Genomic DNA, 19,017 nt, shown 5'->3' with positions numbered 1-19,017 from the left:
GGCGGCAGCCTGTTCGGGGGTCACGCGCCGATTGTGCTCTCCCGCGCCCGATCTGGAAAATATTCCTCCTGTCTGGTCACGCAAGCCGGATTAATCCGGCTCGTCCGATTCAAGATCTTCAAGCGCAGCCTGTACGTCGCCGACGCGGCGCCGGGCTACGGCGGTTTCCCGTTCAGCCGCACGCCTGCCCTGCTTGCGCCGGGCCACATCGGCCTGTGCCTCGGTGCGGCGCCGCTCCAGCTCGGCCAGCTCCGCGTCGAGGTCCTCGACCAGGTGCTCGGCATCCCGCTCGGCCGCCTCGGATTTCTCCAGTCGCTCGTCCGCGCGCTTCTCGTCGGCCTGCGCGGTGCCCAGCTCGCGGCGCAGCTCCCGGCGCTTCTGCTCGAACTCACGGCGACGGCGCTCGTCCCGCGCCGACTGCTGCGGAAAGTCGACGACCTCGGCGTCGTCCGGGCCTTCGGATCCTTCGGCGGATTCGTCCTCATCGGTCACCAGCCGCAACCGCGGCCGCGGCACCTCGCCGAAACCCGCGTAGGACGCGGCCCGGATCAGCCGGCCGGTCCGCACCTGGGCCGCGACCGTCGGCTCGGCCAGCGCCGCGGTCAGCGTCGCCTCCACCTCGCCGAGCGGCAGCTTCGCCCCGGGCCCGGAGGCTTCCATCGCCAGCCGGCGGGCGGCATCGACCAGCGCCGCCACCACCTGCCGCCGTTGCGCGGTCAACTCCCGCAGTTGGTCGCCCTTGAGGCCGCGCTGCGCCTCGCGCAGCTCCGCGGACAGCTCGACCAGGTCGTCGATGAGCTCCGGGCGGCGCAGCGCCAGCAGGTTGACCACCCAGGCGGCCACGGTCGGCTTCTTGAGGGCGGCCAGGCGCTTGGCCGCATCGCGGTCGCCGGACTCCTTGGCCTCGTTGATCGCGGCGGTGCGGGCCGCCACGAAGCCGTCCGGCGGTTCTTCGTACAGCCGCTGGATCAGTTCGTCGGTCACGCTCGGCACGTCAGATCGTGGTCCCGGGCGCCACGTGCGCGTATTTGGTGCCGGAGAACCGGGCCAGGTGACCGTCGGAGATCTTCGCGCCGGTCTCGGTCAGCAGTGAGTCGTGCAGCGCGAAGGCGCGGCCGGGCTTCACCGCCCGGGCGAAGTCGATCGATTCCATGAGCTTCATCCAGGGAGCATTCAACGGAACGAAGAGCGTGTCCACGACCGTGTCCTCCGGAACGGTGAACGAGTCGCCCGGTGTGTAGAGGTTCGTCTCGTCGTCGGCGATCAGATAACCCAGGTTCGCGATCCGCGGGATCTCCGGATGAATCACCGCGTGCTGGCCGCCGTACGCCCGTACGCGATAACCGGCCGCCTCGAATTCCTCTCCCGGGGCCACCGCGGTGGCGATGTCGCCGAAGGCGGCGAGCTTGGGCAGCACGTCGGCGTGCGCGAAGACCCGCAGAGCCGGATTGCGCGCCGCGGTGTCGGCGATCGCCGCCAGATCCAGATGGTCCATGTGCTCGTGGGTGATCAGCACCGCGTCGGCGCCGTCGAGCGCGGACCGCTCGCTGAATTCGCCCGGATCGACCACCAGCACTCCGCCGCCGTCGATCCGCAGACAGGAATGCGTGTACTTCGTGATGCGCACGGGACCCCTCCGCTGCCGATTCGTAATCGCCCAACACGCAGTCTGCCGGAACCGGGATGTGCGTGCGCACGTCCCAGGTGGCACGCCTCCAACGGGGATCGGAGAAGACATGCGTGCACGACCAGCTCTGCTCATTACCACGGCATTGGCCGCGGGAATCATTTTGTCGGGTTGCGGGGCCGACAGTTCGAACGACTCCGCCAGTTCGGCCGGGATGTCCGCCGACGGCGGCGGCGAGAAAGTGGCCGCCGCTCCCGCCCAGGTCGAGGCCCAGGCGGCCGATCCGGCCCAGGGCAAGGACACTCCGGCTCAGGCGCCGGATCTCGGCGTCGACCAGCGATCGATCATCTATCGCGGCTCCATCGCGGTGCGGGTGAAGGACATCAACGCCGCAGCCGGGTTGTCCACCGGCATCGCCCAGACCGCCGGCGGTTTCGTCGGCGGCGACAACCGCAACAGCAGCAACACCGGCTCGGGCACCGCCACGCTCACCCTCCGGGTGCCGGCCGAGAAGTTCGCCACCACCGTCGACGGGCTGTCCAAGCTGGGCACCGAGGAGTCCCGCGAGATCAACACCGAGGACGTCACCGAGCAGACCGTCGACCTGGACGCCCGGATCGCGGTGCAGGACGCCCGGGTGGCCAGCGGCCGCAAGCTGCTCGGCCAGGCCAAGTCGCTCGACGACCTGGTCATGCTCGAGAAGGAGGTGGCCACGCGGGAGTCCGACCTGGCGTCGTTGCAGGCCAAGAAGCGGCGGCTGGCCGATCTCACCGCGCTGTCCACGATCACCGTGACGTTCCTCGGGCCCGAGTCGCCGGGGCCGAAGCCGAAGGACGACGATCCGGCCGGCTTCATCGGTGGCCTGTCGTCCGGGTGGCACGCGCTGCTGGCCTCGCTCAAGGTGCTGCTGACCGTGCTGGGCGCGCTGCTGCCGTGGATCATCGCGATCGGCCTACCGGTGTGGGCGATCTGGTGGTCGTACAAGCGCTGGCAGCGCAACCGGGCACCGCAGCCGGCGTTTGTGCCGGCCGGCGGCGGTCCGCTGCCGGCGCACCCGCCCGCTTCACCTGCCGCCGACGAGAAGCCGACGGACTGAGAATGCGGAACGCCCCGGCCACGTCGTGGCCGGGGCGTTCTCGAACGGATCAGAAGGCGCCGGTCGACAGCGCCGCCAGCGCGGTGTGCACGAACACCCGCAGGCCGTGGTCGATGCAGCTCTCGTCCACGTCGAAGTCACCCTGGTGCAGGTCGTGCCGCTCGTCCGAGCCGGGCACCCCGGTGCCCAGCCGGATCATCGCGCCCGGCACGTGGTCGAGATAGAACGCGAAGTCCTCGCCGCCCATGCTGATCTCGGCCTCGACCACCCGGTCGGCGCCGAGCGCGGCGCCGGCCGCCCCGGCAATGACCGCCGCCGCCATCCGGTCGTTGATCACCGGCGGGACACCCCGCTGGTAGGTGACCTCGACCTCGGCGCCGGTCGGCGCGACCACGTCCTTGATCAGCTTGGTGATCAGCTCCGGCGCCGCACGCCACGCCTCCCGGTTGAGGATGCGCACCGTGCCGGAGGCCTCGCCGACGCTGGGGATCGCGTTGAACGCCTTGCCCGCGTGCACCGAGCCCCAGACCATCGAGACCCCGGCGCGCGGGTCGATCCGGCGCTCGAGCAGCGCCGGCACGTCCACGATGACCCGGCCCAGCGCGTGCACCAGGTCGGCGGTCAGGTGCGGCCGGGCGGTGTGCCCGCCGGGGCCGGTCAGCTTGACGCTGACCGTGTCGGCCGCGGCCGTGAACGGGCCGGAGCGGACCCCGACCAGGCCGGCCGGCAACTGCGGGTAGCAGTGCAGCGCGTAGATCGCGGACACGTCCTTGAGCGCCCCGGCCGCGATGACCTGCGGCGCGCCGGACGGGATCGCCTCCTCGCCGGGCTGGAAGATCAGCCGGACCCGGCCGGGCAGTTCGCCCCGCTCGGCCAGCTGCGCGAGGGCCAGGCCGAGGCCGAGCAGCACGGTGGTGTGCACGTCGTGCCCGCAGGCGTGGGCCACCCCGTCGACGGTCGACTTGTACGGCACGTCCTTGAGGTCGGCCAGCGGCAGCGCGTCGAGGTCGGCGCGGAACGCGATGACCCGGTCACCCTCGCCGATGTCGCAGACGACGCCGTTGGCCTTGGGCAGCATGCGCGGCGAGAGACCGGCCACGGCCAGCTCGCGGGCGATCATGGCGGCCGTCTCGAACTCGTGGAACGAGCGCTCCGGGTGAGCGTGAATGCGTCGACGAATGGCTACCAGCTCCGTGCCGTGCAGGGCGAGCCAGCGGTCGAGCTGGCCGGGCAGGGGCTCGGCGCCGGGCAACGGCCCGGGCCACTCCTGCTGAACACCCGAAGAGGGCCGTGTCAGAGCAGTAGTCACGTCGGCTTCCGAATCGCTCTCGAAGGTTTGTCGGGTTTTCGCAACGCGCGACAGCTTAAACCCATATTCGTAACGCTGTGCAACGCCAATTCCGTGCGCAATGGATCGCGCAGGGTCACGTATGCCCTGATTAAAGCTACGCTCGCCGCCCCGGGGATCGTCCCGGCCAGGCATTGTGCTTCTCGCCTCCTACAACGGGTGACCGTCGGGGAGGTGACTATTCAGAACCGCTCCACCGGGTGGTAGACCCCCCACACGCCACGCAGCGTGTGGCATACCTCGCCAACAGTGGCACGCAGTCGCAATGCGTCTTTCATCAAAGGTAGAACGTTCTCAGTTCCCTGCGCGGCCTTCGCCAAATCCCCGAGGGCGGCCTCGACCGCGACCGAATCGCGATCGGCGCGCAGTTTTGCCAGCCGGGCGACCTGACCGGCCTCGATCGCCGGGTCGACCCGCAGCGGCTCGTAACGCTCGGAATCGTCGATGGTGAAGCGATTGACGCCCACCACGACCCGCTCGCCGGCGTCGATCTCGTTGGCGATCCGGTAGGCGGAGGTCTCGATCTCCTCCTTCTGGAAGCCCTGCTCGATCGCGTCCACCACCGACCCGTACGAGAAGACCCGCTCGATCAGGGCGGTCGCCTCGCGCTCCACCTCGTCGGTCATCGCCTCGATCGCATAGGACCCGGCGAACGGGTCGACCGTGCCGGTCAGGCCGCTCTCGTAGGCCAGCACCTGCTGGGTGCGCAGGGCCAGCCGGGCCGACTTCTCGGTGGGCAGCGCGATCGCCTCGTCGTAGGCGTTGGTGTGCAGCGACTGGGTGCCGCCGGCGATCGCGCCGAGCGCCTGGATTGCGACCCGGACCAGGTTGACCTCGGGCTGCTGGGCGGTCAGCTGCACGCCCGCGGTCTGTGTGTGGAAGCGCAGCATCAGCGACTTCGGGTCTCTCGCGCCGAACTCGTCGCGCATGATCCGGGCCCACATCCGGCGGGCGGCGCGGAACTTGGCGATCTCCTCCAGCAGCGTGGTGCGGGCGACGAAGAAGAACGACAACCGGGGCGCGAAATCGTCGACGGCCAGACCGGCGGCGAGCGCGGCCCGGACGTACTCGATGCCGTCGGCCAGAGTGAATGCGATCTCCTGCGCGGGCGAGGCGCCGGCCTCGGCCATGTGATAGCCGGAGATGGAGATCGTGTTCCATTTCGGGATCTCGGTCCGGCAATACGCGAATGTGTCGGCCACCAGCCGCAGCGACGGTTTCGGCGGGAAAATATAGGTCCCGCGGGCGATGTATTCCTTGAGAATGTCGTTCTGGATCGTGCCCTGCAGCGCAGCCCCGGGCACGCCCTGCTCCTCGGCCACCAGCTGATAGAGCAGCAGCAGGACCGACCCCGGCGCATTGATCGTCATCGAGGTGGAGACCTGGTCGAGCGGGATGCCGGCGAACAGCTGCCGCATGTCGTCGAGCGAGTCGATCGCCACCCCGACCTTGCCGACCTCGCCGTGCGCGATCGCGTCGTCGGAGTCGTAACCCATCTGGGTGGGCAGGTCGAACGCCACCGACAGGCCCATCGTGCCCGCCTTCAGCAGTTGGTGGTAGCGGGCGTTGGACTCGGCCGCGGTGCCGAAGCCGGCATATTGCCGCATGGTCCAGGGGCGTTTCGTGTACATGGTCGGGTAGACGCCCCGGGTGTACGGGTATTCACCCGGCTCGCCGATCGGGGCGTCCGGGGGGACGTCCTCCGGCCGGTACACCGGCTTGACCTCGAAACCCGATTCCGCGTCCACACGCGTGATCCTAAGGCTTCGTTCAGTGCACAAGCGTGAGGTGTTTTGCACACAGCGTCCGAAGATCGGAACTCCGTGCGGTTTTTTGGTCACGGTTGGTCGACTTCCGGTAAACACCGGCCCCGTGACTTTCAAATAGGGGTGCGCGACAGGCAAGATAGCGGGGTTGGTCGACGGCCCCCTAGACCCCCTCGGTGGCATCCTCAGTGACTCAGATTCCGACGTGGAGTGGCGGCAATACGGCTCCCACCAGCGGACGCGCAGCCCCGGGCACGCTCATCGGCGGGCGGTACACACTCCGTGCCGCGGTGGGCCACGGTGGCATGGGCACGGTCTGGCGCGCGGCGGACACGCTGCTGCGCCGCGATGTGGCGATCAAAGAGGTCGTGCTGCCGCCGGGCCTGGCGCCCAGCGACCGCGACTCGATGTACGAACGGACCATGCGCGAGGCCCGGGCCGCGGCCGCGCTGCAACACCCCGCCGTGGTCCAGGTCTACGACGTCGTGCACGAGAACGGCCGGCCGTGGATCGTGATGGAGCTGCTCGACGCGCGCAGCCTCGCCGACATGGTGATCGAGGACGGGCCGGTCTCGCCCCGCGTCGTCGCCAAGATCGGCATCGCGCTGCTCGGCGCCCTCGAGGTGGCGCACGCGCACGGCGTGCTGCACCGTGACGTCAAGCCGGCCAACGTGCTGATCTGCTCCGACGGCCGCTGCGTGCTGACCGACTTCGGCGTGGCCCGGATGCCCACCGACATTCAGCTGACCACCCCCGGCATGGTGCTCGGCTCACCGCACTTCATCTCCCCCGAGCGGGCCATGGGCAGCGACTTCGGGCCGCCGAGCGACCTGTTCTCGCTGGGTGTGACGCTGTTCACCGCGGTCGAGGGCCGGCCGCCGTTCGACAAGGGCGACCCGATCGAGACCATGCACGCCGTGGTCGAGGACCCGCCGGCCCCGGCGGTGCGGGCGGGTTCGCTCGCTCCGGTGCTGCTGGGTCTGCTGGAGAAAGACCCGGCCCGGCGGATGGATGTGCAGACCGCCCGGACGATGCTGCGTCAGCAGCTGGCCGGGCCGCTGGCCAGCAAGGCCCCGCCGCACATGACGACCGACCCCTATTCGGTGGTTCCGGCTCAGCGGCCGGCGGCCGCGCCGGCCGAGACGCAGCCGATCCCGCCGCAGCCGTCCAGCCAGATCGGCGGGCGGGCCATGCTCGCCCCCGGCCAGTCGCTGACCGACCACCTGGCCAATCTTCAGCAGGCCAACAGCCCCGGCGTCGGCCGCCGGCGCGCCCCCGAGTCGGACGAGACGCAGATGGTCGGCGCGCCGACCGGCGTGATGCCGTCCGCCCGTGGCGCCGACCCGACCAGCGTGATCCCGCCGCGGGATGCCTGGAACGGCGCCCGCGCCGCCCACGACCCGATGCCCGGCACCGTGGTGACCACCCGCAAGGCCCAGCTCAACAAGGTGATCGGCACCGCCAAGGACACCACCGCCCGGGCGGTCGAGACGGTCAAGGGCTGGCCGCGCAACAAGCAGCTGATCGCCGGCGGTGGCGGTCTCGCCGTCCTGATCCTGCTGATCGTGATCTTCTCGCTGGTCGGCGGGCCCGGCGGCACGACCCCGCCGCCGCAGGCGCAGGAGCAGGCCAGTGAACCGGCCGCTCCGGCGATCGAGACGCAGGAATACAACGACCGCGGCATCACGGTGCAGGTGCCGAAGGGCTGGACCCGCAAGGCCGCCGGCAGCTACGTCGACTACGCCGACCCCAAGGACGCCAAGCGCAAGGTGCGCATCCTGGTCGAGAAGTCGTCGGGCACGCCCAGCTCGTTCCTCGGCGTCGCGGAAAACACGCTGAAGACGAAGTCGACGAACTGCCCGAAGCCGTACACCCGGGTCAGCCTGGACAAGACCACGATCTCCGGCAAGGACGGCGCGGTCCTGGAATACCAGTGCGGCAGCGGCGACGACGGCCGGCACGGCCTGTGGGGCGCGGTCGTGACCGGCGGCAAGGCGTACTCGTTCTTCATGACCTCGACCGAGGCGCAGTTCACCGACAGCAAGCCGATCTTCGATGAGATGATCAAGACTTACACCCTCCAGGACGCCTGACCCTCGGCCGCGTGCTATCAACACCTGGTGGCTGACGAACTCAGAACAATCGCTGAAGCATGGCTCGCCGACGACCCCGACCGGGCCGCCCGTGACGAACTCCGTGCGCTGATCGACGGACTGCCGGGCACCGCGGCCGAGTTGCGCGACCGGTTCGCCGGCCCGCTCACCTTCGGCACGGCCGGGCTGCGCGGGCGGCTGCGCGCCGGCCCGAACGGCATGAACCTGGCGGTCGTCACGCGGGCGGCGGCCGGGCTGATCGCCTGGCTGGCCGAGCAGGGCGGCACCGGCCCGCTGGTGATCGGGTACGACGCCCGGCACGGCTCCCGCGACTTCGCCGAACGCACCGCTCAGGTCGCCACCGGCGCCGGGCGCGAGGCACTGCTCATGCCGTCGACGCTGCCCACCCCGGTGCTCGCCTACGCGGTGCGCGCGCTCGACGCGGTGGCCGGGGTGATGGTCACGGCCAGCCACAACCCGCCGCAGGACAACGGCTACAAGGTCTACCTCGGGCAGCAGCTGGGCGGTCCGGCCGGGGACGGCGCGCAGATCGTGCCGCCGGCCGACGCCGGCATCGAGGCGGCCATCCGGGCGGTCGGCCCGATCGACGGGGTCCGGCTGGGCGCGCCGGGCACGGTTCTCGACGAGAAAATCATTGCTGGGTACGTGTCGAACGCCGCTGCCGTGCTCGACCCGGACGGTCCGCGTGACCTCGTGGTCGCCTACACCCCGCTGCACGGGGTCGGCGGCGAGACGCTGATCAGCGCGTTCACCGCGGCCGGGTTCGCCGCGCCGGCGTTCGTCGCCAACCAGTTCAGCCCCGATCCGGACTTCCCCACCGTCGCGTTCCCCAACCCCGAGGAACCGGGCGCGATGGACAATCTGCTCGCGCTGGCTCATTCGTCGGGCGCGGACCTGGCGATCGCCAACGACCCGGACGCGGACCGCTGCGCCGTCGCGATCCCGGCCGGCGACGGGTGGCGGCCGCTGCGCGGGGACGAGCTGGGCATGCTGCTCGCCGACCACCTGATCCGGCGGGGCGTGCCCGGCACGTACGCGACCACGATCGTCTCGTCGCAGCTGCTGGGCCGGCTCTGCGAAGCCCGCGGCGTGCCCTACGCCGAGACCCTGACCGGCTTCAAGTGGATCGTCCGGGCCGCCGAGGACCTGGCCTTCGGCTACGAGGAGGCGCTCGGCTACTGCGTGGCGCCGGCGCTGGTGCGCGACAAGGACGGGATCACCGCGGCGCTGACCGTGGCCGAGCTGGCCGCCGGTCTCAAGCGCGACGGAAAGACGCCGGCCGACCGGCTCGACGAGCTGGCCGCCGAGTTCGGCGTGCACGCCACCGACCAACTGTCGGTGCGGGTCGACGACCTGGCCGAGATCGGCGCGGCGATGGGCCGGGCCCGGTCGAACCCCCCGGCCACGCTGCTCGGCGCGCCGCTGACCGGGGTGAACGACCTGATGCCGGACAACGACGTGCTGACGTTCCGGACCGCCGCGGTGCGCGTGGTGATCCGCCCGTCGGGCACCGAGCCGAAGCTCAAGGCGTACCTCGAGGTGGTGGAACCGGTCGCCGACGGCGACGTGACCGCGGCCCGCACCCGGGCGGCCGCCGCTCTGCGCACCTTGCGCGACGAGACGGCGGCGGCTCTCGGAGTGGCTTAGGCCTGGGCGGGCTTGGGGGTGCCGAGGGCGGCCTGGATGGCCTTGCCGAGGGTGGCGACCACCAGGGCGACCGCCGGGCGAACGATCGAGTCCTCCAGGTTGGCGGAACCGGAGAAGCCGGCGCCCGCGGCGATCTGCTCCAGGCGCTCGTGCGCCCGGGCATTTTCCTCGGGCGGCAGCCGCAGTGCCGGCTCCATGCGGCAGGCGCAGAGCAGGGTGGCCAGCGCGGCGGTGCGCTCGGTGCAGATGCTGTCCCTGATGAGCGCGTCGGCGAGACGCTTACGGATCTCGGTCTCGTAGGCGTGGTCGGTGGTCGGGTAGCGGTGCACGTGGATGACGCCCATCTGGGTCTCGTCCACGTCCTGCACCACGCCCCGGCTCACCAGGTCTTCCAGGACATGGATGCGGAGGCGGTGACGCAGCCGCTGAACCCACTGGGCCGGGGTGTGCGGCTCGTCCTCGGCGACCTTGGCGAGCACGGCGTCGGCGATGGGGTCACCGATCGGGGTCGGGTCGGTCACCTTCAGAAAGCCGTCGAAGTAGGCGACCCGCCCGGCAAGCGCCAGATCGACCAGCACAGCCGCGGCCATGCCGAGGTCGAGCCCGATGCGGGAGCCGGTCGCCTTGCCGGTCCGGTCGTCATAGGCGAGGAGGAGCAGCTCCTCGGCGAGCGGAATGGAGGTCATGGGACGCAACGATAGTGGCAGGAGTCACGCGCCACGATCGCCAGGTCGGGTCGAAAGACCATCCCCTCGTCGCTCAACCGCTCAGATCAGGCAAAATACGCTGCCATGCAGGCGACCCTCGCGACTCTCGGCTACGTCTTCTCGGAAGACCGGAAGAACATCCTGATGATCCGCCGGGACGCCCGGCCGGACGACATCCACTACGGCTACCACAACGGTCTCGGCGGCAAGCTCGAGCCGGGCGAGGACGTCGCCTCCTGCATGCGCCGGGAGATCCGGGAGGAAGCCGGGCTCGAGTGCGACGCCCTCGACTTCGCCGGCACCATCTCCTGGCCGGGCTTCGGCCGGGACGGCGGCAACTGGTTCGGCTTCCTGTTCCGGATCACGGCGTGGAGCGGCACGCCCCTGTCGTCGAACGACGAAGGCAGTCTGCACTGGATGCCGATCGCGGATGCTTTGTCGGGAAACATCCCGATGTGGGAGTCGGACCAGCACTTCCTGCCACTGGTCTTCGCCGAGTCGCCGCGGCCGTTCCACGGGGTCATGCCGTTCGCCGACGGCAAGGCGCTCAGCTGGAACTACACCGAGCTCTAGAACCGCCGCATGCCGCCGAACTGACGGTCGCCGGCGTCGCCGAGGCCGGGCACGATGTACGCCTTCTCGTTCAGCCCCTGGTCGATCGAGGCGGTCACCAGGCGCAGCGGCAGGCCGCTCTCCGTCAACCGCGCGATGCCCTCCGGCGCGGCCAGCACGCAACAGATGATCACGTCGGTGCAGCCCCGGTCGACCAGCAGCTTGCAGCAGTGCAGCAGCGAGCCACCGGTGGCCAGCATCGGGTCGAGGACCAGCACCGGCTGCCCGGACAGGTCGCCGGGCAGCGACTCCATGTAGGCGCGCGGCTCGAACGTCTTCTCGTCACGAGCCAGGCCGACGAAGCCCATCGACGACTCGGGCAGCAGAGCAAGGGCGGAGTCGGCCATGCCGAGGCCGGCCCGCAGCACCGGGACGATCAGCGGCGGATTGGCCAGCCGGGTGCCGTCGGTGGGCGCCACCGGCGTGCTGATCGGGTATTTCTCGACGGCGAAGGAACGCGCCGCCTCGTAGACGACCATCGTGGTGAGCTCGCGCAGAGAGGCACGGAAGACGCCGGAGTCGGTCTCCGCGTTACGCATTGCGGTGAGCCGGGTCTGAGCCAGCGGGTGATCTACAACGAGTACGTCCACGCCGACAACCTACCGGTCCGTCAAGATCAAATGTTAACTGGCCGCGTAGAATCCGTTTCATGACTGCGACAGTGATGTCGGACCTGCGGTCGCGCCTGCACGGGCTGCCCGGGGTCGACAAGGTGGGCGTCGAGGCCAGGGCGGCCGCGCTCGGCACCCGATCGGTGAAGACGACCGCCAAGGCTCAGGCGATCGACCTGGCGATCCGGATGGTCGACCTCACCACGCTCGAGGGCGCGGACACCCCCGGCAAAGTGCGCGCGCTGTCCGCCAAGGCGCTGCGCCCCGACCCGGCCGACCCGACCTGCCCGCCGGTCGCCGCCATCTGCGTCTACCCGGCCATGGTCCCGGCGGCTTTCGAGGTGCTCAAGGGATCGGGAGTCCACCTGGCCAGCGTGGCCACCGCCTTCCCGTCCGGGCAGGCGCCGCTCGACGTGAAGCTCGCCGACACCCGTGACGCGGTCGCCGGCGGCGCCGACGAGATCGACATGGTGATCAGCCGCGGCGCGTTCCTGTCCGGCGACTACCCCAAGGTCTTCGACGAGATCGTCGCGGTGAAGGAGGCGTGCGGCGACGCCCACCTCAAGGTCATCCTGGAGACCGGCGAGCTCGGGACGTACGACAACGTCCGCCGCGCGTCCTGGCTGGCGATGCTGGCCGGCGCCGACTTCATCAAGACCTCGACCGGCAAGGTCCCGGTGGCGGCCACCCTCCCGGTCACGCTGATCATGCTGGAGGCGGTGCGCGACTTCCAGGCGCAGACCGGCCGGCAGGTCGGGGTGAAACCGGCCGGCGGCATCCGCACCACCAAGGACGCCATCAAATACCTGGTGCTGATCAACGAGACGGCCGGTGACGACTGGCTGAGCCCCGACTGGTTCCGGTTCGGCGCCTCGTCGCTGCTCAACGACCTGCTGATGCAGCGCACCAAGCTCACCACCGGCCACTACGCCGGCCCCGACTACTTCACGCTGGACTGAGTGATGTTCGAATACGCACCGGCACCCGAATCCCGCTCGGTCGTTGCGATCGCGCCGTCCTACGGTCTGTTCATCGACGGCGAGTTCGCGCCCGGCAAGGACACCTTCAAAACGATCAACCCGGCCACCGAGGAGGTCCTCGCCGAGGTCGCCCTGGGCTCACCGGAAGACGTCGACCGGGCGGTGGCCGCCGCGCGCCGCGCCTTCGAGACGTGGTCCGCTCTGCCCGGCGCCGAGCGGGCCAAATACCTGTTCCGGATCGCCCGGATCATCCAGGAGCGCTCCCGCGAGCTGGCCGTCCTCGAGTCGCTCGACAACGGCAAGCCGATCAAGGAGACCCGCGACGTCGACCTGCCGCTGGTCGCCGCGCACTTCTTCTACTACGCCGGCTGGGCCGACAAATTGCCGTACGCCGGCTTCGGCCCCGCGCCGAAGCCACTGGGCGTGGCCGGTCAGGTCATCCCGTGGAACTTCCCGCTGCTCATGCTGTCCTGGAAGATCGCCCCGGCGCTCGCCGCCGGCAACACGGTGGTGCTCAAGCCGGCCGAGACCACCCCGCTGTCGGCGCTGTTCTTCGCCGATGTCTGCCGCCAGGCCGGCCTGCCGCCGGGCGTGGTCAACATCGTGACCGGCGCCGGCGACACCGGGCGTTACCTGGTCGAGCACCCCGGCATCGACAAGGTCGCCTTCACCGGCTCGACCGAGGTGGGCCGGCAGATCGCCCGCTCGGTGGCCGGCACCGGCAAGCGGCTCACCCTGGAGCTGGGTGGCAAGGCCGCGAACATCGTGTTCGACGACGCGCCGATCGACCAGGCGGTCGAGGGCATCGTCAACGGCATCTTCTTCAACCAGGGCCACGTCTGCTGCGCCGGTTCGCGCCTGCTGGTCCAGGAGTCGATCGCCGATGAGCTGCTCGACTCGCTCAAGCGGCGGATGGCCACGCTGCGAGTGGGCGACCCGCTCGACAAGAACACCGACATCGGCGCGATCAACTCCGCCGCCCAGCTCGCCCGGATTACCGAATTGTCGGAAATTGGAACTGAAGAGGGCGCGGAACGCTGGTCGCCGGAATGTTCGCTGCCCGATCGCGGCTTCTGGTTCGCCCCGACGATCTTCACCGGCGTGACCCAGGCCCACCGGATCGCCCGCGAGGAGATCTTCGGGCCGGTCCTGTCGGTGCTGAGCTTCCGCACCCCGGACGAAGCGATCGAAAAGGCCAACAACACGCCGTACGGCTTGTCGGCCGGCATCTGGTCGGAGAAGGGCTCGCGGATCCTCGCCGTCGCCGACAAGTTACGGGCCGGCGTGGTCTGGGCCAACACGTTCAACAAGTTCGACCCCACCTCGCCGTTCGGCGGTTACAAGGAGTCCGGTTACGGTCGCGAAGGCGGCCGCCACGGCCTGGAGGCGTACCTTGCCTAAGTCTCGCCTTTCTGTGCGCAAGACCTACAAGCTCTACATCGGCGGGGCCTTCCCCCGCAGCGAGTCAGGACGGACCTATCTCGTGGACGGCGACAACGTGGCCCTCGCCTCCCGCAAGGACGCCCGGGACGCGGTGGTCGCGGCCCGCAAGGCCCAGCCGAAGTGGGCGAGTGCCACCGCGTACAACCGTGGTCAGGTCGTTTATCGCGTCGCCGAGATGGTCGAGGCCCGCCGGGCCGAGTTCAAGTCGCTCGGCGTGCCGGGCGACGAAGTGGACGCCTCGGTCGACCGCCTGGTCTGGTACGCGGGCTGGTCCGACAAGATCGCTCAGGTGACCGGCAGCGCCAACCCGGTGGCCGGGCCGTTCTTCAATCTCTCCTCGCCCGAGCCCACCGGCGTGGTCGGCGTCGTCGCCCCGCCCTCACTTCTCGGCCTGGTCAGCGTCATCGCCCCAGCGATCGTCACCGGCAACACGGTGGTCGTCCTGGCGGCCGGCCCGCAGGTGGCGGTCACCCTCGCCGAGGTGCTGGCGACCTCCGACGTGCCCGGCGGCGTGGTGAACATCCTGACCGGCCAGGCCGCCGAGACCGCGCCCTGGCTCGCCTCGCACGACGACGTGAACGGCCTCGACCTGACCGGCATCGACGACGCTTCGTTGGCGACCGAGTTGGAGCGCGCCGCCGCCGGCACGCTGAAGCGGGTCCGCCGGCCGGGCGTCAGCGACTTCTCCGGCGATCCCGGGACGGCCCCGATGACCGCGTTCCTGGAAACCAAGACGGTCTGGCATCCCAAGGGTTTCTAAGGGCGGTCGGCCGCCGCTCAGGCACGCCCATTAGGGTGTGTCGGCAGACTCACCGTCCAACCGTCCGAAATATCCCGGAGGTCACCGTGGCCAGCCAGTCCGACGAGTCCGAGAAGTCCGCAGTGGGCCTCTCCGGGCAGGACCTCTGGGACGAGGTCCGGATCGAGCCGGTCGAGATCGCGCTGCCCGGCGGCGTGGGGCTGACCCTGCGGGCGTTCCGGAAGAACTCCGAGCTGACTCCGACCGAGATCGAGGCGGAGGAGGAAGACATCTTCGACGCGCGCAAGCGCCGCGCCGAAGAAGCCGCGAAGGACGATGACGACGAGGAAGAAGTCATCGTCGACGAGGAGTTCCAGGCGCTGCTCGCCGAGGGCGAGGTCGACGAGTCGGTCGACGAGGACGCCAAGGCGGCGTCCGAGGAGCCCGACCCGGAAGAGTTCGAGGACGAGGTCGACGAGACGGCCGACGAGGACGTCCCGATGTTCCTCAGCCACAAGGGCAAGCTGCTCGCGTTCAAGACGCCGGAGTCGCTGGTCTCCTTCATTCGTTCGGGTGCTCCGCACGACCTCGCACAACTCGACACCTGGTCGGCCCTGGCCGAGCAGGTACAGTCGACCGACATCGACCCGCAGGCGGACGACCGCTACGAGCTCGACCTCGTGGTGGAAAACCTGCGCGGCGGGCACGACACGTGGGACCTTCCGCTGCTCATCGCGGCCGGCGAGGTGGCCCGTGACCTGGGTCACGCACTCCGGCTCAAGCCGGTGATCCTGGCCCTGTCGCCCGGCTCGCCGCTCGATGACCTGGACAATTCACTCCGATCGACCGAAAACGGTGGCATGGGCGGATTCTTCGGCCGCCGCCGTTTGAAGAAAATCGGGGCACAACAGGCAAGTCTTGGCTGGCGCTCGGTAATCGGCAAGATCTCTGCCGCTGTGGACTGGCGCGACTGACCCCTAACCAGGGACCATCAGTGCTTGGCCAAATACGGAAGCGTGGAGGAGGACGACGCCGTGGCGCTCGTGCGCGTGTACTGCGGTCTGGCGTCGGCTGATGAAACGGTGCGTTCGGCCTCGGCTGCGCGCCTGACCATCGCCGTGGTGGACGACGCAGGCCGGCTTCTCGGTGTCCACGAGATCAGCGACGACCCGAACGGCTACGCCGAACTGGGCATGCTTCTCGTGGAGCGGACGAGCGGGTTCACCGACGCCGCGGTCGCCGCCGACAGTGACGATCACCAGGTGACGTCCCTGTTGATCGCGGCCGGCCGTCCCCTCGTCGTCACGGACGACGACACCACCGATGACTTCGCCGAGCGCTTCGCCGACGACGACTCCGCCGAGGAGATGTCGGCCCCGCCGGCCGCGCGCCGGGCCGTCGGTCTCGCCCGGGCGCTGCAGGCCGGCGCCATCGCCGCGGCCAACCAGGCCGCCCCGCGCGAGCTGGTCAGCTACAAGCCGGTCCTGGCCGCCCACGTGGCCCTGCTCGGCGGCCGGCACGCCGCCGGGGTGGCGCTGCGTGAGGTCCTCCGCGAGCTCTACCCGGCCGCACTTCGCGCCTTCACCGACCCCTCGCACCCGCTAGCCCTCGCCGTGCTCGACGCGTTGCCCGAGCCGGGCCAGCTCACCGCGCAGGGCGACTCCGAGCGGGTGGCCGAGCAGGTCGCCGCCGAGCTGATCCGGGCCCGCGCCGGCACCGACGACGAGATCATCGCGGCGGTCACCGCCCTGCACGTGGCGATCAGCGAGTCGCCGCGCCGCGGTGGGGTCAACAAGTCGCTCGCGCCCGCCGCCGCCGAGACCGTCCGCAAGGCCATCGCCGCGGTCCGCGCGTGTGACGCCGCCTGCGCCGCCCTCATCGGCACCATCGCCACCCGCAGCACCCCGTCGGCCCGCCGCCGCGCCGAGGCGCCGCTGCAGGCCGTCACGGGCGCCGGCGCCAACCGGCGCAGCCGGCGCGACCCGATCGGGGCCGGTGGCCCGGCCGTCCCGCAACCGATGAACGCCCCGCCGGTCGCGCCCAACCCGGTCGCCCCGCCACCGCTGGCCCCGCGCCCGGTCACGCCGCCGCCGGCCGCGCCCGCCGCCGCGGCCGCGTTCCCCAACCGTGCCCCGGCGCCCGGCAACCGCCCGGTGTCGGTGCCGCCGCCTCCGCCCGGCATGACGCCGATCACCCCCGGCACGCGCCCTGTTTCCGGTGCGCGGCCCCCGCAGGCCCCCGCCGCCTCGGACACCGGCTCGTTCCGGGCGCGGCCCCCGCAGGCCCCCGCCGCCTCGGACACCGGCTCGTTCGCCTCGGACACCGGCTCGTTCCGGGCGCGGCCCCCGCAGGCCCCCGCCGCCTCGGACACCGGCTCGTTCCGGGCGCGGCCCCCGCAGGCTCCGGCCGCCTCGGACACCGGCTCGTTCCGCACGCGGCCCCCGCAGGCCCCCGCCGCCTCGGACACCGGCTCGTTCCGCACGCGGCCCCCGCAGGCTCCGGCCGCCTCGGACACCGGCTCCTTCCGGGCGCGGCCCCCGCAGGCCCCGGCGGCCTCGGACACCGGCTCCTTCCGGGTTCGGCCCCCGCAGGCGCCGGCCGCCTCGGCTGGCCCCACCGACACCGGCTCGTTCCGCGTGCAGTCGCCGGCCGCTTCGGTGTCGCCGGCGGAGAGCGGCGAGCCATTCCGCGCGACGCTCACCACCGCGGCGATCAACAACGCCCGCGCCGAGCGGCAACGCACGGTCATCCCGCCGCGTCCGGCCCGCAGCACGCCGGCGCCCGGCAGCGCCACCGACTACTCGTCGCTGCCGATGCCGACCCCGCGTGCCGAGCCGGTCGAGCCCGGTTCCCGCGCCAACTGGCCGCTGCTCAACCCGAGCGGTGACGAGCCGGCCGCGCCGGCTGCCTCGATCAGCGGGCCGCCCGCCGAGACCGGCCGGGTCAAGCCGCCGTGGCAGGACATGCCGAAGGAGCCGCCGGCCCTGCGCCTGGTGGAGCCGCGGATCGGCAACAGCCTCGACACGACGGTCACCGATCTGCCGGCCGTCTCCGAGCCGCCACCGCTGCGCCTGGTCGAGGGCGCCGCCGCCCGTCGTAACGGGATGGGCATGGGCATGGGCGGGCTCGGCAACGGCTCCTTCAACACCGGCACGACGATCACCGCGCTCGACCGCAGCACCACGCCGCCGGTTCCGTCCGACGGCGCCGACGGCGATCTGCTGATCTTCGCGGCCGCCCGGTCGGCCTGGTTCACCGGTCACGCCGAGCAGTCGCCCGAGATGGACTGGGCCAACCCGAACGACAGCGGCTGGCAGGCCGCCGAGCGGGCCGCCACCCCGGAGATCGCCGCCGAGACATCGGCGGGTCTGCCGAAGCGTGTTCCGCAGGCCAACCTGGTCCCCGGCTCGCCGCTGCGTGACGAGCGGCCGCTGCGGATCGTCCGCGACGCCGCGAGCATCGCCGCGCACACCACCGGCTACTTCCGCGGTTGGCGCCGCGGTCAGGAGATCGGCGGTTTCGCGATGGGTGGCCGGCCGGGCCGCGAGTCGGCCGGCGGCTGGGACTTCACCCGCGATCGGGAAGGCGCGGACGAGTTCCGCGACAGCGCCAACTATTCCCGCTAATTTCGGACGCGAAGGGCGGCCGCGGAGAACCGCGGCCGCCCTTTCTCATACTCGGTCCTGCCAGGTGCACAGGCAGACGCGGTTGCCCTGCGGATCGGCCAGCACCCAGAAGCTGGGCGCCTCGGCGTCGCTCTCGAGGGTGCCGCCGGCCGCCACCGCGTCGTTGATCCGCCGCCGCACCTCGGACGGGTCGATCCACAGGTCGGGGTGCCAGCGCTGCCGCGGCTCGTCGCGGCCGGACTCCTGGAACCAGATGGTCGGCAGCGCGCCGGACGGGTCGACGATCTCCTCGTCGTACTCCCCGGTGCGGCGCTCGAACCCGAGGATCGCCTCCCAGAACGGCGCGATCTCGGCGTGGTCGGGGCTGTCCAGGCCGAGTTCGAGCCAGGTGAGGCCGGCGAACGAGTGCTCGAGCCCGGCGTCGGCGATCAGGCCCGAGACGGTGCGGGCGAGCGCGACGTCCCGCTCGGTGACCCCACCGGTGTCGTGGCTGGTGAGCCGCACGTCGACGTGGGTGTAGCGCAGGTCGAGGTCGGGGTGGTGATCGACCTCCTCGGCGGCCGCGCCGATCGCGTCGACCAGGGCCAGCCCGGCGGCGAACGTGCCGCTGCGCACCCGGGTGTGCAGCCGGTTGTAGAGAAGCGCCCAGTCCGCCAATCCCTCGGCGGCCACCTGTCGTCCCGTCAGCTTCGTCATGGCCA

16 protein-coding genes are annotated in these 19,017 nt (G+C 71.0%); 9 read left to right on the top strand and 7 right to left on the bottom strand.

What is annotated here, in order from left to right; translation table 11 throughout:
* Window positions 1-90 precede the first annotated feature (90 nt).
* Together AB0E90_RS11140 and AB0E90_RS11135 are read right to left on the bottom strand one after the other, a co-directional pair.
* Window positions 91-993 (bottom strand): hypothetical protein, encoded by a 903-nt coding sequence (locus tag AB0E90_RS11140; RefSeq protein WP_360402683.1) that lies wholly within the window; start codon window positions 991-993, stop codon window positions 91-93.
* Between the two features lies 1 nt (window position 994).
* A complete protein-coding gene (locus tag AB0E90_RS11135) occupies window positions 995-1,627 on the bottom strand; it encodes an MBL fold metallo-hydrolase (RefSeq protein ID WP_360402681.1) in 633 nt (210 codons plus the stop codon).
* 109 nt (window positions 1,628-1,736) lie between these two features.
* Here AB0E90_RS11135 and AB0E90_RS11130 point away from each other — a divergent pair, with 109 nt between their 5' ends.
* Entirely contained in the window at window positions 1,737-2,723 is a 987-nt protein-coding gene (locus AB0E90_RS11130; RefSeq protein WP_360402679.1) for a DUF4349 domain-containing protein, read from the top strand.
* 49 nt (window positions 2,724-2,772) lie between these two features.
* Here AB0E90_RS11130 and AB0E90_RS11125 read toward each other — a convergent pair whose 3' ends face one another.
* A complete protein-coding gene (locus tag AB0E90_RS11125) occupies window positions 2,773-4,032 on the bottom strand; it encodes an amidohydrolase (protein ID WP_360402677.1) in 1,260 nt (419 codons plus the stop codon).
* A 221-nt stretch (window positions 4,033-4,253) separates the two neighbouring features.
* Window positions 4,254-5,819 carry an acyl-CoA mutase large subunit family protein gene (locus AB0E90_RS11120; protein WP_360402675.1) on the bottom strand — a complete coding sequence of 522 codons (1,566 nt, stop codon included), beginning with the start codon at window positions 5,817-5,819 and terminating at the stop codon, window positions 4,254-4,256.
* Between the two features lie 206 nt (window positions 5,820-6,025).
* On the opposite strand from AB0E90_RS11120, the gene AB0E90_RS11115 reads away from it, so the two are divergent.
* Together AB0E90_RS11115 and AB0E90_RS11110 are read left to right on the top strand one after the other, a co-directional pair.
* Entirely contained in the window at window positions 6,026-7,930 is a 1,905-nt protein-coding gene (locus AB0E90_RS11115) for a serine/threonine-protein kinase (RefSeq protein ID WP_360402673.1), read from the top strand.
* Window positions 7,931-7,957: 27 nt separating this feature from the next.
* Window positions 7,958-9,598, top strand: a complete 1,641-nt coding sequence (locus AB0E90_RS11110; protein ID WP_360402671.1) for a phospho-sugar mutase — start codon at window positions 7,958-7,960, stop codon at window positions 9,596-9,598.
* Here AB0E90_RS11110 and AB0E90_RS11105 read toward each other — a convergent pair.
* Window positions 9,595-10,284, bottom strand: coding sequence for a GPP34 family phosphoprotein (locus AB0E90_RS11105; RefSeq protein ID WP_360402669.1), 690 nt, complete (start codon window positions 10,282-10,284; stop codon window positions 9,595-9,597). The genes AB0E90_RS11110 and AB0E90_RS11105 overlap by 4 nt on opposite strands.
* A 105-nt stretch (window positions 10,285-10,389) precedes the next feature.
* Between AB0E90_RS11105 and AB0E90_RS11100 the strand changes: the two genes are divergently transcribed.
* Complete coding sequence (locus AB0E90_RS11100) at window positions 10,390-10,878, top strand: 8-oxo-dGTP diphosphatase (RefSeq protein WP_360402667.1); 489 nt, start codon at window positions 10,390-10,392, stop codon at window positions 10,876-10,878.
* On the opposite strand, the gene upp is transcribed toward AB0E90_RS11100, so the two are convergent.
* A complete protein-coding gene (gene upp / locus AB0E90_RS11095; RefSeq protein WP_360402665.1) occupies window positions 10,875-11,507 on the bottom strand; it encodes a uracil phosphoribosyltransferase in 633 nt (210 codons plus the stop codon). The two genes, AB0E90_RS11100 and upp, sit on opposite strands and share 4 nt — an antisense overlap.
* Before the next feature lie 59 nt (window positions 11,508-11,566).
* On the opposite strand from upp, the gene deoC reads away from it, so the two are divergent.
* The 5 genes from deoC to AB0E90_RS11070 all read left to right on the top strand — a co-directional run bounded on the left by deoC (window position 11,567) and on the right by AB0E90_RS11070 (window position 18,316).
* Window positions 11,567-12,487, top strand: coding sequence for a deoxyribose-phosphate aldolase (gene deoC / locus AB0E90_RS11090; RefSeq protein ID WP_360402663.1), 921 nt, complete (start codon window positions 11,567-11,569; stop codon window positions 12,485-12,487).
* 3 nt (window positions 12,488-12,490) lie between these two features.
* A complete protein-coding gene (locus AB0E90_RS11085) occupies window positions 12,491-13,909 on the top strand; it encodes an aldehyde dehydrogenase family protein (RefSeq protein ID WP_360403322.1) in 1,419 nt (472 codons plus the stop codon).
* Window positions 13,902-14,711 (top strand): aldehyde dehydrogenase family protein, encoded by an 810-nt coding sequence (locus AB0E90_RS11080; protein ID WP_360402661.1) that lies wholly within the window; start codon window positions 13,902-13,904, stop codon window positions 14,709-14,711. The genes AB0E90_RS11085 and AB0E90_RS11080 overlap by 8 nt, the downstream gene beginning before the upstream one ends.
* Window positions 14,712-14,797: 86 nt before the next feature.
* Window positions 14,798-15,664 (top strand): DNA primase, encoded by an 867-nt coding sequence (locus AB0E90_RS11075; protein WP_360402658.1) that lies wholly within the window; start codon window positions 14,798-14,800, stop codon window positions 15,662-15,664.
* 24 nt (window positions 15,665-15,688) lie between these two features.
* Window positions 15,689-18,316 carry a transposase gene (locus AB0E90_RS11070; protein ID WP_360402656.1) on the top strand — a complete coding sequence of 876 codons (2,628 nt, stop codon included), beginning with the start codon at window positions 15,689-15,691 and terminating at the stop codon, window positions 18,314-18,316.
* A 45-nt stretch (window positions 18,317-18,361) separates the two neighbouring features.
* Here the strand turns inward: AB0E90_RS11070 and AB0E90_RS11065 are convergent, their stop codons facing one another.
* The gene (locus tag AB0E90_RS11065; protein WP_360402654.1) at window positions 18,362-19,012 is read right to left on the bottom strand and encodes a 4a-hydroxytetrahydrobiopterin dehydratase; all 651 of its coding nucleotides are present in this window, start codon (window positions 19,010-19,012) and stop codon (window positions 18,362-18,364) included.
* Between the last annotated feature and the right edge of the window lie 5 nt (window positions 19,013-19,017).

Origin of the sequence: Actinoplanes sp. NPDC026619 (assembly GCF_040638295.1) — a bacterium.
GTDB lineage: Bacteria > Actinomycetota > Actinomycetes > Mycobacteriales > Micromonosporaceae > Actinoplanes.
This window is presented reverse-complemented; position numbering and strand designations above follow the sequence as displayed.